Raw genomic sequence first — 14,190 nt, forward strand, 5'->3', positions numbered from 1 at the left:
GCTCTGCCTGAGAAGAGCAATCTAGGGTGCGGCGGAGATGCGGGAAACCCCGACGAAAGGGCTAAGACGTGTCGCGCTCAGCGAGCCCCGAAGATCGCCGAGCCGACGCGCACGCTGGTGGCGCCGAATTCGACGGCGGTTTCGAAATCTCCTGACATGCCCATCGACAGCCTCTCAAGACCGCATTCCTTGGCAAGCTTGGCGAGCAGCGCGAAATGCGGACCGGGGTTTTCCTCGGCGGGCGGGATGCACATCAGGCCCTCGATCGAAAGACCGAGCTCATCGCGGCAGAAATCCATGAAAGAGACCGTCTGCTTCGGTTCGATGCCGGCCTTCTGAGGTTCCAGCCCCGTATTCACCTGCACATAGAGCCGCGGCGCCTTTCCTTGCTTCTTCATCTCCTCGGAAAGCGCGCGTGCGATCTTTTCCCGATCCACCGTCTCTATCACGTCGAAGAGTTTCACCGCGTCCGCCGCCTTGTTGGATTGCAGAGGTCCGATCAGATGCAGTTCGAGATCCGGAGTCTCCGCCTTCAGCTCCGGCCATTTGCCTTGGCTTTCCTGCACGCGGTTCTCGCCGAACACGCGCTGTCCGGCGGCGATCACCGGCCGGATCTGCTCCGCATCGAAAGTCTTGGAGACGGCAACGAGGGTAACGGAGCCTTGGGATCTGCCAGCCTGGCGCTCCATCTTGCCGATCCGTGCCCTCACATCCTGCAATCGCTCTTCCACGCTCATGAGTCCGACCTTTCCGCATTTCTTGCCGAGTGAGCGATTAGCGCTCATATAAGCGGCTGCCAAGGGCGCTCCGCTCGAAACTTTGAACCCTTCCGAGCCCGTAAAACTTGACGCTTGCGGGGTTTCATGGTGAAGGTCTCGCCCGACTCTTTTATCCAGATTTTCCCGGAATATCATCGAAATGGCGACTGAACGTTACAATCCGCGCGATGCCGAGCCCCGCTGGCAGCAGAAGTGGAACGAGGCGAAGGTTTTCGAAACCGACAACGGCGATCCGCGCGAGAAGTATTACGTCCTCGAGATGTTCCCCTATCCTTCGGGCCGCATCCATATGGGCCATGTGCGTAACTATGCGCTGGGCGACGTGGTGGCGCGCTACAAGCGCGCCCGCGGCTTCAACGTGCTGCATCCCATGGGCTGGGACGCCTTCGGCATGCCGGCGGAAAACGCCGCCCGTGACAACAAGGTGCATCCGAAGTCCTGGACCTATCAAAACATCGCCTCGATGAAAGCACAGCTCAAGGCCATGGGTCTGTCGCTGGACTGGTCTCGCGAATTCGCCACCTGCGACGTCGAATATTATCACCGCCAGCAGGCGCTCTTCCTGGACATGATGGAAAAGGGCCTCGTCTACCGCAAGAAGTCCAAGGTCAACTGGGATCCGGTCGATCACACCGTTCTGGCCAACGAACAGGTCATCGATGGCCGGGGATGGCGCTCGGGCGCGTTGGTCGAACAGCGCGAGCTGGTGCAGTGGTTCTTCAAGATCACCGATTTCAGCCAGGATCTGCTGGACGAACTCGATACGCTCGATCAGTGGCCTGAAAAGGTCCGGCTGATGCAGAAGAACTGGATCGGCCGCTCCGAAGGCATGACGGTCCGATGGGAAATCGTTCCCTCGACCTCCCCGGCCGGCGAGACGGAAGTGACCGTTTACACCACGCGGCCGGATACCTTGTTCGGCGCCTCCTTCCTGGCAATCGCCGCCGATCATCCGCTGGCCAAAACCGCAGCGGAGAAGAATCCGGCTATCGAAGCCTTTGCCGAGGAATGCCGCCGGCACGGCACCTCGCTGGCTGCGCTCGAAACCGCCGAGAAGAAGGGGATGGATACCGGCATCCGCGTGAAGCATCCGCTCGATCCCTCCTGGGAACTACCGGTCTATGTCGCCAACTTCGTGCTGATGGAATATGGCACCGGCGCCATCTTCGGCTGCCCCTCCGGCGACCAGCGCGACCTGGATTTTGCGCGGAAGTACGGCCTGCCCGTGGTTCCCGTGGTAATGCCGCAGGATGGCGACGCCGCCACCTTCGAGATCGGGGATACGGCCTATGTCGATGATGGCGTGATGATCAACTCGCGTTTCCTCGACGGCAAATCGACCACCGAGGCCTTCGAACTCGTCGCGGAGAAGCTGGAGAGCACGCTGCTTGGCAACCAGCCGCAGGGCGAGCGCAAGGTGAACTTCCGCCYGCGTGACTGGGGCATTTCCCGCCAGCGCTACTGGGGCTGCCCAATCCCGGTCATCCATTGCGACGATTGCGGGGTCGTGCCCGTTCCGAAGAAGGATCTGCCGGTCGAGCTGYCCGAGGACGTCACTTTCGATCAGCCGGGCAACCCTCTCGACCGCCATGCCACATGGYGGCATGTCGCTTGCCCGAACTGCGGCAAGRATGCACGGCGCGAAACCGACACGATGGATACCTTCGTGGATTCGAGCTGGTATTACACCCGCTTTACGGCCCCGCGTGAAGACGCTCCCACGGATCCGGCCGTTGCCGATCGCTGGCTGCCGGTCGATCAGTATATTGGCGGCATCGAGCATGCGATCCTGCACCTGCTCTATTCCCGCTTCTTCACCCGTGCCATGCGTGAAACGGGCCATCTGGACGTGAAGGAGCCCTTCAAAGGACTGTTCACCCAGGGAATGGTCGTCCACGAGACCTATCGCCGCGGCACCGGCCAGAACGGCGAGTGGGTCTCGCCTGCAGATCTTCGCATCGTGGAAGCTGATGGCAAGCGCCGCGCCTTCCTGCTCTCCACGGATGAGGAAATTTCGATCGGCGCGATCGAGAAGATGTCGAAGTCGAAGAAGAATGTCGTCGATCCCGACGACATCATCGCCTCCTACGGCGCCGATACGGCCCGCTTCTTCGTACTTTCCGACTCACCGCCGGACCGCGACGTCATCTGGTCCGAGGCGGGCGTTGAAGGCGCCTACCGTTTCACGCAGCGTCTCTGGCGTCTGATTTCGGAAGCCTCCGCAAATCTCGGCGATGTTAAGCCGAATCCGGCTAAGGACGGCGAAGCCTTGGTGATCTCCCAGGCGGCGCACAAGACGCTGAAGGCAGTCCAGGAAGATTACGACAAGCTTTCCTTCAATAAGGCCGTGGCGCGCATCTACGAGCTGGTGAACACGCTTGCCGCCCCCCTGGCCAAGGTGGCCTCGGGTGAGGGAGACGCAGTCTATCGCGCCGCCGTGCGCGAAGCCGCGGAAATCCTCGTCCAGATCGTAGCACCGATGACGCCGCACCTGGCCGAGGAATGCTGGGCCGTGCTCGGCAATGCCGAAATGGTCAGCCGGACCTCATGGCCCGCCTACGACCAGAGCCTCGTCATCGAGAACGACGTCACACTGCCGATCCAGATCAACGGCAAGAAACGCGGCGAATTGACAATTGCCCGCGACGCGGATCAAAGTGCCGTCGAAGCTGCGGTTCTGGCGCTGGATGYGGTGAAGGCGGCTCTTGATGGCCGGGCGCCCAAAAAGATCATCGTCGTCCCACAGAGGATCGTGAACATTGTCGTGTGACTTCTTTCACAGGTTTCCCAAAGCCCTTGCCGTGGCGGCCGGTCTCTCGGCACTAGCCGTCATTGCCGGATGTCAGGTCCGCCCGCTCTATTCGGAAGCCTCCGGTACGGCCCAGCGTCTCGCCGCGATCTCCTTCTCGCACGCGGATAACCGGGTCGAGCAGGCCGTTCGCAATCATCTGATCTTCCTGACCTCCGGCGGCGCCGGGGAGCCCGCCAACGCGGATTATGATGTCAAGCTCGACGTGACCTCCCAGTATATCGACGTTCTCGACGATGAGGACAGGCTGGGCATGCCGGGCCGCGTCACGGTATTTGTCACCTACTCGCTTTCTCGCGTCAGCGATGRCCAGGTGCTGAGATCCGGGAGGCGGCAGGTTACAGCTCTTATGGATATCTCCAGGCAGGAATTTGCCAAGCTGCGCGCAATTCGCGATGCCGAGGATCGTGCTGCCCRCGAGGTTGCCGAATTCGTCCGCGCCGATCTTGCCGCGGTTATTGCCCGCGAGCCGCAGCCGCAACCGGTCACATGGCAGAAATAAAATCCCACGAGTTCGACCGTTTCATCCAGAAGGGTGCGGAACTCTATCGGATTTTCGTGATCTACGGGCCCGACAGAGGGYTCGTCTCGGAACGCGCGGCTCAGATTGCCGGCAAGACCGGCGTCTCGGCTGACGATCCCTTCTCCATGCTGAAACTCGATATCTCGGATCTTCAGGGCGATCCCGGACGGCTGCTGGACGAGGTCAATTCCCTTGGCCTCTTCGGCGGCGCAAAACTTATCTGGCTTCGCGGAGCAGCGAACGAAAAGCCGCTGCTCGATGCGGTTCAGGCCCTCGCCGATGGCCCGCTGCCAGCGAACAGCCTCATCATCGAGGCCGGAGATCTCAAGAAGGGAAGCGGTCTGCGCAAGATCGCCGAACCCGCAAGATCTATTGCCGTTATACCCTGCTATGTGGACGATGCGCGCGCCCTGAACTCGCTGATAGATACGGAACTCACGGCCGAAGGATTGAAGATAAGTTCTCCGGCGCGTCAGCGCCTCCTAGAGCTTTTGGGTGGAGACAGGGCAGCCTCCAGAAATGAGATCCGCAAACTTGCGCTTTACTGCCGCGGAATGCAGATTGTAGAGGAAATTCAAGTAGATGAAATAATAGGCGATGCCAGCGCCATCTCCACCGACGAGGTGGTTGACGCCGTGCTTAGCGGGGATCTGCCGGCTTTTCACCACGCGTTGCAGAAGGTTCTGGTGTCGAAGACCCCAGTCTTCCTTGTTCTGCAGGCCTGCCTCAAACAGTTCCAGATGCTGGACCTGATGCGCAGCGAGATGGATGAAAAGAAGATGCAGAGCGGCCAGGTCATGGCCACACTCGGTCGCCACATCCATTTCAAGCGAAAGCCCATCGTCGAAAAAGCGCTGAAAAACTGGAGCGCCGCCGCCTTGGCTCGTGAGACGACCCGCTTACAGGGAGCGATTCTCCAATCGCGCCGGAGACAGAGCCTGGAGCCGAACATCGCCTTCCAGGTGCTGATGGCGACAGCCTTGCAGTCAAGCCGCTCGATGTCCTGAACTGCCGCCGACGAGGATCGCGGCACCTGAAAAGGCTAACTCAGGCTGGCGGTCTAGCGTCGTTCCAGAAGGCGGCAGATTTCTTCCAGCTGCTCCAGCGTGCGATAGCTGATCCGCACCTGGCCTCCCCCGCCGCGATGATTGATCTTCACGTCGAGGCCGAGCGAGTCGGAAAGCGTGCGCTCGAGGGCGAGCGTATCCGAGTCCTTCTGGTCGGTCCTGGCGACAGACGCGGGTTCGCTCTGTGCCTTGATATCGTTTTGCGCAAGCCGCTCCGCATCACGAACCGACATTCCCTTGGCGACGATCGTGCGGGCGAGGGAGACCGGATCGGACGTCGTGATCAGTGCACGTGCATGACCGGCGGAAAGGCTGCCGGCGGAAAGCATATCCATCACCGGCGCTGGAAGCTTGAGAAGACGCAGGCTGTTAGCCACATGGCTACGGCTCTTACCGATGATCTCGCCCAGATCGTTCTGGGTATATCCATGCTCGGCGATCAGCTGCTCGTAACCCAAGGCCTCTTCGACCGGATTGAGGTCTGAGCGCTGCACGTTCTCGACGATCGCGAGCTCGAGCGCCGTCCGGTCGTCCACATCCCGCACGATGACGGGGATATCGATGAGCCCCGCGAGCTGGGCAGCCCGCCAGCGCCGTTCACCGGCTATGATCTCGAAGCGCTCGCCTCTCGGGCGCACCACGACGGGCTGGACGATCCCGTGTTGCCTGATCGAGCTTGCGAGATCCTGCAGCTCATTCTCATCGAACTGCCGACGCGGGTTTTTCGGATTGCGTGAGACGTGTTCGATCGGCACCGCCCGATCGGGATTGACCGTCTGCTGCGCACTATTGTCCGCGGGAAGCGGCTGATCCATCTCCCCAATCAGCGCCGCCAGGCCGCGCCCGAGGCGCCGTTTCGAAAGATCGTCATTCATCGTGCTTTATCCGTCTCGTCTTATCTATCAGGCGGCCTTGCGCCTGCGCTCGCGCTGGATCACTTCGGAAGCCAGCTGAAGATAGGCCTGACTGCCCGCGCATTTCAAATCGTAAAGAATGGCTGGCTTGCCATAAGAGGGGGCTTCGGATACGCGAACATTTCGCGGAATAAGTGTATGATAGACCTTCTCTCCCAGATAGGTCCGCACATCGCTCACGACCTGCTGGGCAAGGTTGTTACGGGAATCGAACATCGTCAGCACGATTCCCTGAATATCTAGGGTCGGATTGACCGTCTGCCGCACCTGATTGACCGTTTCGAGGAGCTGGCTTAATCCCTCCAGGGCGAAGAACTCGCACTGCAGGGGAACAAGGATCGAATGAGCCGCCGCCATGGCATTCATGGTCAGAAGATTGAATGAGGGCGGGCAGTCCAGCAGAATATAGGAATAAGTGCTTGCCGCTTCGGAATTAAGGGCGCGGCGGAGCTTGAAAGCGCGATCGGGCTGCTGGGCGATTTCGGATTCGAAACCGAGAAGGTCCATCGTCGACGGCACGATGGAGAGATTGGGGACCGCCGTTTCCAACGCGGTTCCGATGACGTCGCTATAGCCCATCAGGAGATCATAGGAGGAAAGTTTCCGATCCCTGCGATCGATCCCAAGGCCGGTGCTCGCATTTCCCTGCGGGTCCAGATCAACGATCAGCACCCGCTCGCCGATCGCCGCAAGCGCGGTCGCAAGATTGATGGCTGTGGTCGTCTTACCGACACCGCCCTTCTGATTGGCAATGGTGATAATCCGGTTTTTTTCGAACATGCCGCACCTGACGACGTTGAAGTTACCTGCGCCGTAGGTTGCTTATCTCCAGAATCATGGAATCCGCTTCGACGGCGCTGGGATGTTTTATCAGATCAAACTCCCATCGACCACGTGCTTTCTCGACTTCGGCTGCGTAATCCCGCCCTTTATGGAAAAAGGCTCTTGTTTCGGTGCAGATCATTCGTCGGGAAATATAGGCAAGAAGCTGGTCCAGTTCCGCAAGCGCACGCGCGGAGATGCAGTCACAGGTCGGAATGGTAGCATCAGTATCCTCGATTCTGAGCGCATGGACAGAACCTCGAGCACCGGTTTCATTCAAGGCAATGCGCAGGAATGCCGCCTTTTTCTGGTTGCTTTCGACAAGGTGCACCCAGCCATCCCCGAGTTCCGCGAGGAAAATGGCGGTTATAACTCCCGGAAAACCTCCGCCCGAACCGAGATCCATCCACTGCAACGGCTGCGGAGCGAGCTGAAATATCTGGGCGCTGTCGGCAATATGACGCGTCCAGAGTTCATCCAGGGTGGAAGGAGCCACAAGATTTATGGACTTGGCCCATTTCTGGAACAATCGGGCAAAATGCTCCAATCGCTCCTGCGTTTCACGTGAAACACTCTTTCCGTTAAGTTGCATCAAGAGACTCGCAGCGCGCGATCGGAAGCTATATCCGCTTTCCGCAGCAGGGCCAAAATAAGCGCCAGAGCGGCAGGAGTCATTCCGTCCACCTTCGCAGCTTGCGCAAGGTTCTGCGGCGCGGCGGCGGTCAACTTCTGCCTGAGTTCGTTTGACAAACCAGGAAGACCATTGAAATCAAAGCCTTGCGGGATAATGCGCGCTTCGTCTCGCCGAACGGTGGCAATATCGGCAGCCTGGCGCTCCATATAAACCGCATAGGAGGCCTCGATCTCCAGCGCCTCGCCGACCTTTTCCGGAATCCGGCTAAGTTCCGGCCAGATCGTTTTCAGCTGTGCGAAGGTAATGTCGGGATAAGCGAGAAGATCATATCCCGAACGGCGCTGGCCATCCTGATTGAGCTTCAATCCATRACGGGATGCCTCGTTCGGAGTCAGGCTGAAATTGCGGAGCGCGTACCGCCCGGCATTCATTGACGCCTCGAAAGTATCGAATTTTTCCCTGCGGGCGGTGCCCACGATACCCAATTGGGCGCCGAGCGGCGTCAGCCTTTGATCCGCATTGTCGGCGCGGAGGGACAAACGGTATTCGGCCCGCGAAGTGAACATCCGATAGGGTTCCGTGACTCCTCGGGAAGTCAGATCATCGATCATCACGCCGATATAGGATTCGGCTCGGCTGAAGTGGTATGCACCTTCACCGCTCGTGCGGCGCGCGGCATTCATGCCCGCAACGAGGCCCTGCGCAGCCGCTTCCTCATAACCCGTCGTCCCGTTGATCTGGCCAGCAAGGAAAAGTCCCGGTATCTTCCTTACCTCCAGAGCAGGGGTTAGCTCACGCGGATCGACGTGATCGTATTCGATCGCGTAGCCCGGCTGCAGGATCGTCACCTTTTCGAGGCCCGGTATGGTGCGAATGAAAGCCTCCTGAACACCCTCCGGAAGCGATGTGGAAATGCCGTTGGGATAGACGGTGTGATCGTCCAGCCCCTCCGGCTCCAAGAAAACTTGATGACCATCGCGCTCGCCGAAGCGGACGATCTTGTCCTCGATCGACGGACAATAGCGCGGCCCCACTCCCTCGATCTGGCCGGAATACATGGCGGAGCGGTGGATATTGTCCGAGATGATCCTGTGGGTTGCATCGGTCGTGCGTGTGACGCCGCATTCTATCTGCGGATTGGTAATGCGGTCCGTCATAAAGGAGAAGGGAACCGGTTCGTCGTCCGCCGCCTGGCTGCCGATCGAATTCCAGTCGATCGTTCGCCCATCCAGGCGCGCAGGCGTTCCGGTCTTCAGGCGTCCAAGGTTGAGCCCGAACCGGGCCAGGGTCGCGGAAAGGCCGAGCGAAGGTTCCTCACCCACGCGGCCGGCCGGAATCTTCCTGTCGCCGATATGGATCAGGCCCCGCAGGAAGGTTCCCGTCGTTAGCACGGCGGCCCCGCAGGCAAAGCTCCGCCCATCCTGCAGCGAAACCTGCGTTACCCGGCCATTATCGATCGAGATATCGAAGGCATCACCCTCAATGACTGTCAGGTTATCCTGGGCGGCTATCTCTGCCTGCATGGCGAGCCGGTAAAGCTTCCGGTCAGCTTGAGTGCGAGGCCCGCGAACGGCCGGACCCTTCTTGCGGTTCAGAAGCCGGAACTGGATGCCAGCCGCGTCTGCGACACGCCCCATCAATCCGTCAAGCGCATCGACCTCGCGGACGAGATGCCCCTTGCCCAGCCCGCCAATCGCGGGATTACAGGACATGACGCCGATCGTTTCTTTCTTATGGGTGATGAGCGCAGTCCTGGCGCCCAGGCGCGCGGCAGCGCTAGCCGCTTCGCAGCCCGCATGCCCACCTCCGATAACGATCACATCATAAGCCGTCGCCATGATCGGTCCTATCCGCGGCAATCACCCGTGTTTCACGTGAATCACTTGCCGATACAGAATTGCGAAAAAATGACGTCGAGCAATTGCTCCACATCYACCCGTCCGGTGATACGGCCCAATGCGCTTGCCGCAGTCCGGAGGTTCTCGGCTCTCAAGTCGAGTTGGCTGCCATTTAGAGCTTCCTGGATCGAATTGGAAGCCTGTTTGAGAAAATCGAGGTGACGGGCGCGGCTGGGTATGGTCGATCCGGCCCATACTCTCCGGAGGTTTTCGAGAATCTTCTCCCGAAGCTCCTCCAAGCCCTCTCCTGTATGGACGGAAAGGCAGATATCATAGGCATCGGTGGTCTTGTGGCGATCAAGCTTGCTGCCGATCCGGAGAACCGGTTTTCCTTCGGGTATGATGCTTTGTTCCGGATGCGAATCGATCTCCTCCACCAGTAAGACGAGATCCGCTTCCTCCATCGCGCGCCTTGCGCGGCGAACACCTTCCTGCTCCACGAGATCGCCTGTTTCCCGTAGGCCCGCTGTGTCCACGAAGCGAACGAGATAACCTTCCATGTCGAGATCCGCATGCAGGATATCGCGCGTCGTGCCGGCGATCTCGGTCACGATCGCCACATCCCGCTTCGCAAGCGCGTTCAGCAGGCTCGATTTTCCGGCATTGGGTGGCCCGGCAATCACCACCTTGTAGCCGTCGCGGATAATCTCTCCGGATTTYGACGAATCGATATGGCTTTCGATTTCATCGCGGAGGCGAGCCATATTGCCCCAGACCTGCTCGGAAACCGATCCCGGCACATCGTCTTCATCGGCAAAATCGAGCTCCGCTTCGATGAGGGCGCGCGCGCGTGTCAGACGGTCCGCCCAGCCGGCATAGAGCGCCGATTGACCGCCGAAACCCTGCTCGGCGGCAAGTCGCCTCTGCATCTCGGTCTCGGCTAAGATCAGGTCCCCAAGGCCTTCTGCTTCCACAAGATCGAGCTTGCCGTTTTCGAATGCCCTCCGCGAAAATTCCCCGGCCTCGGCCATCCGAAGCCCTTCCATATAGCCAAGCTCGGCGAACACCGCGGAAACCACCGCCTTGCTGCCATGCAGGTGGAATTCGACGCAATCTTCACCCGTGAACGAATTGGGAGAAGGGAAAACCATCACAAGCGCCTGGTCGAGCAGCAGGCCGTTACGGCTCCGAATCATTTTCAATTGCGCAAGCCGCGGCTCCGGCAGCGTGCCCGCAAGCGCTCGTGCCGCGATGAAGGCGGAAGGGCCGCTTATCCTGATCACGGCAACGCCGGCGGGAAGGTTACCGCTGGAAAGGGCAAATATCGTATCGACGGGACTGGGCATGATTTTCGAACCGTTAAATCAAAAAAGCGCCCGACCAATGGCCGAGCGCTTTGCAAAGCGGAATCCGGCTAAGGATCAGGTATTCATCGAGTCGAAGAAGTCACCATTGTTCTTCGTCTGCTTCAGCTTGTCGATCAGGAACTCGATCGCATCGGTCGTTCCCATCGGCGCGAGAATACGACGAAGGACGAAAATCTTCTGAAGATCCTGGCGCGGCACCAGCAGATCTTCCTTGCGGGTACCCGATTTGAGGATATCCATCGCCGGGAAGATGCGCTTGTCGGCCACCTTGCGGTCAAGGACGATTTCCGAGTTGCCCGTACCCTTGAACTCTTCGAAGATGACTTCGTCCATGCGGCTGCCGGTATCGATGAGCGCGGTCGCGATGATGGTGAGCGAGCCGCCTTCCTCGATATTGCGGGCGGCGCCAAAGAAACGCTTCGGACGCTGCAGCGCGTTGGCATCCACACCACCGGTCAGAACCTTGCCGGACGAGGGCACGACCGTGTTGTAGGCGCGCCCGAGGCGGGTAATCGAATCGAGCAGGATGACGACGTCACGTCCATGCTCGACGAGACGCTTGGCCTTCTCGATCACCATCTCGGCGACCTGGACGTGACGAACCGCCGGCTCGTCGAAGGTTGAGGAGACTACTTCGCCGCGCACGGAGCGCTGCATGTCGGTCACTTCCTCCGGACGCTCGTCGATCAGAAGAACGATGAGATAGCATTCCGGATGATTGGCGGTGATGGAATGAGCGATGTTCTGCAGGAGAACGGTCTTACCGGTGCGCGGCGGCGCAACGATCAGTCCGCGTTGTCCTTTGCCGAGCGGCGCCACGAGATCTATGACGCGGGCGGAAAGATCCTTGGAAGTTGGAACGTCGAGTTCCATCTTGAACCGCTCGTTCGGATAGAGCGGCGTCAGATTGTCGAAGTGAACCTTGTGGCGGATCTTTTCCGGATCGTCGAAATTGATCGTGTTGACCTTCAGAAGGGCAAAGTAGCGCTCGCCTTCCTTGGGCCCACGGATCGGGCCTTCCACCGTATCGCCGGTCTTCAGCGAGAAACGGCGGATCTGGGAAGGAGAGATGTAGATATCGTCGGGACCCGGCAGGTAGTTGGCATTGGCCGAACGCAAGAAACCGAATCCATCCTGCAAGACCTCGACCACGCCTTCGCCGATGATCTCGACGTCCTGGCTCGCCAGTACCTTGAGGATTGCGAACATCAGCTCCTGCTTGCGCATCGTGCTGGCGTTCTCGACCTCGAGCGATTCGGCAAAGGTCAGCAAATCGGTCGGCGATTTGTTTTTGAGTTCTTGAAGCTTCATTTCAGCCATGAAGGGGGACCATGTTGAGATTTTAAGGGGGAAGCGAGGCGTGTAAGGGAAATTCGCCACCGCGGAAAATGATCCGGGAGCGATGAGATTAACACGCATGCCACGAGATGAGATGGGGCGAAAATAGCGACTCATGGAAATCGCCGCAAGAGGGGGAAGAGCAAATCTTCCTCAACAAACCGCGACAGATCTACACTGTCAGAATGGCTTGACGACGACCAGGATCACGATGGCGATCATCAGCAGGGTCGGCAGCTCGTTCATCAGCCGCCAATAACGCGCGGATCTGCGGGGGCCRTCGACGGCGAAATTCCGCATCGCGCGGCTGAAGATCACGTGCACGATCGTCATCAGAACCACGAGCGCGATCTTGGCATGCAGCCAGCCGCCGCGAAATCCGTAGACGTCCCAGGCGAGATAGAGTCCGAATATCCAGGTCAGCATCATCGCCGGGTTCATGATGATCTTGAGCAATCGCCGTTCCATCACCTTGAAGGTCTCGGATTGCTGTGAACCGGGCTCGGCATCGCTGTGATAGATGAAAAGCCGCGGCAGGTAGAAGAGCCCCGCCATCCAGGAGATCACCGCGATCACGTGGAAGGCCTTGACCCAGAGATAGAAATTTTCCGGCTGCCAGAAATACAGCACCGCCAGAATGCCCGCGAAAACCGCAAGGGCTGTAGAGGCCCGCACCGCTGCCCGGCTGCCGGCCTTTTCCGATACCTGTTTCTCGATTTCCGYCATGGCCGCATCCCCCGTACGCGCTCCACAAGCTCCGCCACATGGGCGGGATCGGCTTCCGGCGTGATGCCGTGGCCGAGATTGAAGATCAGCGGTCCATTGCCCAGCGCCTGCAGTATGGCATCGACCCCCTCGGTCAGCGAGAGGCCTCCGGCTACCACTCGCATCGGATCGAGATTGCCCTGCACCGGCCCCTCTTTTTGCAGCTCCGCGGCGAAGGAAAGCGGTACGGACCAATCAAGCCCGATCGCATCCGCGCCGGTCTTCCGGCGATAGTCCTTGAGGTTCATGCCGGCACCCTTGGCGAATGCGATGATCCTTGCTTGCGGCCGGCGGTTCCGCACGATTTCGATCATCCGGGAAACCGGCTTGACGGCATAGGCATCGAATTCCCGCTCGCCCAGCACCCCGGCCCAGGAATCGAAGATCTGCACGGCATCGGCGCCGGCATCGATCTGTTCGATCAGATATTCGGCCGAAATCTCCGCAAGGAAGCTCAGAAGCTGTTCGAAGGCCTGCGGAAAGCGATAGGCAAAGAGACGGGCGGGGGCCTGGTCCGGCGTCCCGCGGCCGGCAATCATGTAGGTTGCGACCGTCCAGGGGGCGCCGCAAAAGCCGAGCAGGGCGGTTTCATCCGGCAGTTCCTTCCTCAGCCGCCGCACGGCCTCTATCACCGGAGCGAGATGATCCAGGACACCGTCACCCTTCAGGAGCCCGATGTCTCCTTCACCGATCGGGTCCATGCGCGGTCCTTCGCCTTCCACGAAGCGAACGTTCCGCTTCAAGGCATCGGGAATGACCAGGATGTCGGAAAAGAGAATTGCCGCATCGAAGCCATACCGGCGGATCGGCTGCAGCGTCACCTCGACGGCAAGCTCCGGCGAATAACAGAGATCGAGGAAGCCCCCGGCCTTTGCGCGTGTCTCACGATATTCGGGGAGATAGCGCCCTGCCTGTCTCATGAGCCAGATCGGAGGAGGGCTTACCGTTTTTCCCTCCAGCACTTCGACGATCTTCCGGGGTGCGCCGGTCAATGTGTTMTCCCCAAATAAAAAAAGGAAATTTGAATAGGTTTCTATTTCTTAGAGTCGGTGGGTAGCAAGGATTAAACGCAGCTCACAGAAAACGCGACGATCTGCCGCCACCGCGAAAGAAAGATGAAAAACAGCTTCGCGATTCCTTCGCTCTTGTGGAGAAAGTGGATTTCACTTGGGATTCCAGAATGATAGCTATGTTGAAGTTGGTGGCTTGGCTGTGGGAAAGGTGTGGAAGCTTTGAAAGCTATCACAACTAATCCCCACAAATCACAAGAAGCCGAATTCCCCATGAACCGGAACACCGAATGTGGAAAACCATACAGTTTTCCCGCATGCTGA

The 14,190-nt window shown here is 59.3% G+C and carries 12 protein-coding genes; 3 read left to right on the plus strand and 9 right to left on the minus strand.

What is annotated here, in order from left to right; translation table 11 throughout:
- Positions 1 to 77: 77 nt before the first annotated feature.
- Positions 78 to 737, minus strand: coding sequence for a YggS family pyridoxal phosphate-dependent enzyme (locus LCM4573_RS13875; RefSeq protein ID WP_071006905.1), 660 nt, complete (start codon positions 735 to 737; stop codon positions 78 to 80).
- A 181-nt stretch (positions 738 to 918) separates the two neighbouring features.
- Between LCM4573_RS13875 and leuS the strand changes: the two genes are divergently transcribed.
- The 3 genes from leuS to holA are packed head-to-tail and all read left to right on the plus strand — an operon-like array spanning position 919 to position 5,118.
- A complete protein-coding gene (gene leuS / locus LCM4573_RS13880; protein ID WP_071006906.1) occupies positions 919 to 3,549 on the plus strand; it encodes a leucine--tRNA ligase in 2,631 nt (876 codons plus the stop codon).
- Positions 3,539 to 4,090 carry a hypothetical protein gene (locus tag LCM4573_RS13885; RefSeq protein WP_071006907.1) on the plus strand — a complete coding sequence of 184 codons (552 nt, stop codon included), beginning with the start codon at positions 3,539 to 3,541 and terminating at the stop codon, positions 4,088 to 4,090. The genes leuS and LCM4573_RS13885 overlap by 11 nt, the downstream gene beginning before the upstream one ends.
- Positions 4,078 to 5,118 carry a DNA polymerase III subunit delta gene (holA, locus tag LCM4573_RS13890; RefSeq protein WP_071006908.1) on the plus strand — a complete coding sequence of 347 codons (1,041 nt, stop codon included), beginning with the start codon at positions 4,078 to 4,080 and terminating at the stop codon, positions 5,116 to 5,118. The genes LCM4573_RS13885 and holA overlap by 13 nt, the downstream gene beginning before the upstream one ends.
- Before the next feature lie 53 nt (positions 5,119 to 5,171).
- On the opposite strand, the gene LCM4573_RS13895 is transcribed toward holA, so the two are convergent.
- The 8 genes from LCM4573_RS13895 to hemE form a co-directional block, all read right to left on the minus strand.
- A complete protein-coding gene (locus LCM4573_RS13895; RefSeq protein ID WP_071006909.1) occupies positions 5,172 to 6,053 on the minus strand; it encodes a ParB/RepB/Spo0J family partition protein in 882 nt (293 codons plus the stop codon).
- Between the two features lie 27 nt (positions 6,054 to 6,080).
- Positions 6,081 to 6,872, minus strand: a complete 792-nt coding sequence (locus LCM4573_RS13900) for a ParA family protein (RefSeq protein ID WP_071006910.1) — start codon at positions 6,870 to 6,872, stop codon at positions 6,081 to 6,083.
- Positions 6,873 to 6,894: 22 nt separating this feature from the next.
- Positions 6,895 to 7,506, minus strand: a complete 612-nt coding sequence (rsmG, locus tag LCM4573_RS13905) for a 16S rRNA (guanine(527)-N(7))-methyltransferase RsmG (RefSeq protein WP_071006911.1) — start codon at positions 7,504 to 7,506, stop codon at positions 6,895 to 6,897.
- Entirely contained in the window at positions 7,506 to 9,386 is a 1,881-nt protein-coding gene (mnmG, locus tag LCM4573_RS13910; RefSeq protein WP_071006912.1) for a tRNA uridine-5-carboxymethylaminomethyl(34) synthesis enzyme MnmG, read from the minus strand. Before mnmG ends, rsmG begins: the two co-directional genes overlap by 1 nt.
- Positions 9,387 to 9,427: 41 nt before the next feature.
- The gene (gene mnmE / locus LCM4573_RS13915) at positions 9,428 to 10,732 is read right to left on the minus strand and encodes a tRNA uridine-5-carboxymethylaminomethyl(34) synthesis GTPase MnmE (protein ID WP_071006913.1); all 1,305 of its coding nucleotides are present in this window, start codon (positions 10,730 to 10,732) and stop codon (positions 9,428 to 9,430) included.
- A 75-nt stretch (positions 10,733 to 10,807) separates the two neighbouring features.
- Complete coding sequence (gene rho, locus LCM4573_RS13920; RefSeq protein ID WP_116285484.1) at positions 10,808 to 12,073, minus strand: transcription termination factor Rho; 1,266 nt, start codon at positions 12,071 to 12,073, stop codon at positions 10,808 to 10,810.
- A gap of 198 nt (positions 12,074 to 12,271) precedes the next feature.
- Positions 12,272 to 12,766, minus strand: coding sequence for a protoporphyrinogen oxidase HemJ (hemJ, locus tag LCM4573_RS13925; RefSeq protein WP_116285487.1), 495 nt, complete (start codon positions 12,764 to 12,766; stop codon positions 12,272 to 12,274).
- Positions 12,664 to 13,848 (minus strand): uroporphyrinogen decarboxylase, encoded by a 1,185-nt coding sequence (hemE, locus tag LCM4573_RS13930; RefSeq protein WP_116285489.1) that lies wholly within the window; start codon positions 13,846 to 13,848, stop codon positions 12,664 to 12,666. The genes hemJ and hemE overlap by 103 nt, the downstream gene beginning before the upstream one ends.
- Positions 13,849 to 14,190: the final 342 nt, after the last annotated feature.

This window comes from Rhizobium sp. LCM 4573 (assembly GCF_001854865.1).
Lineage (GTDB): Bacteria > Pseudomonadota > Alphaproteobacteria > Rhizobiales > Rhizobiaceae > Neorhizobium.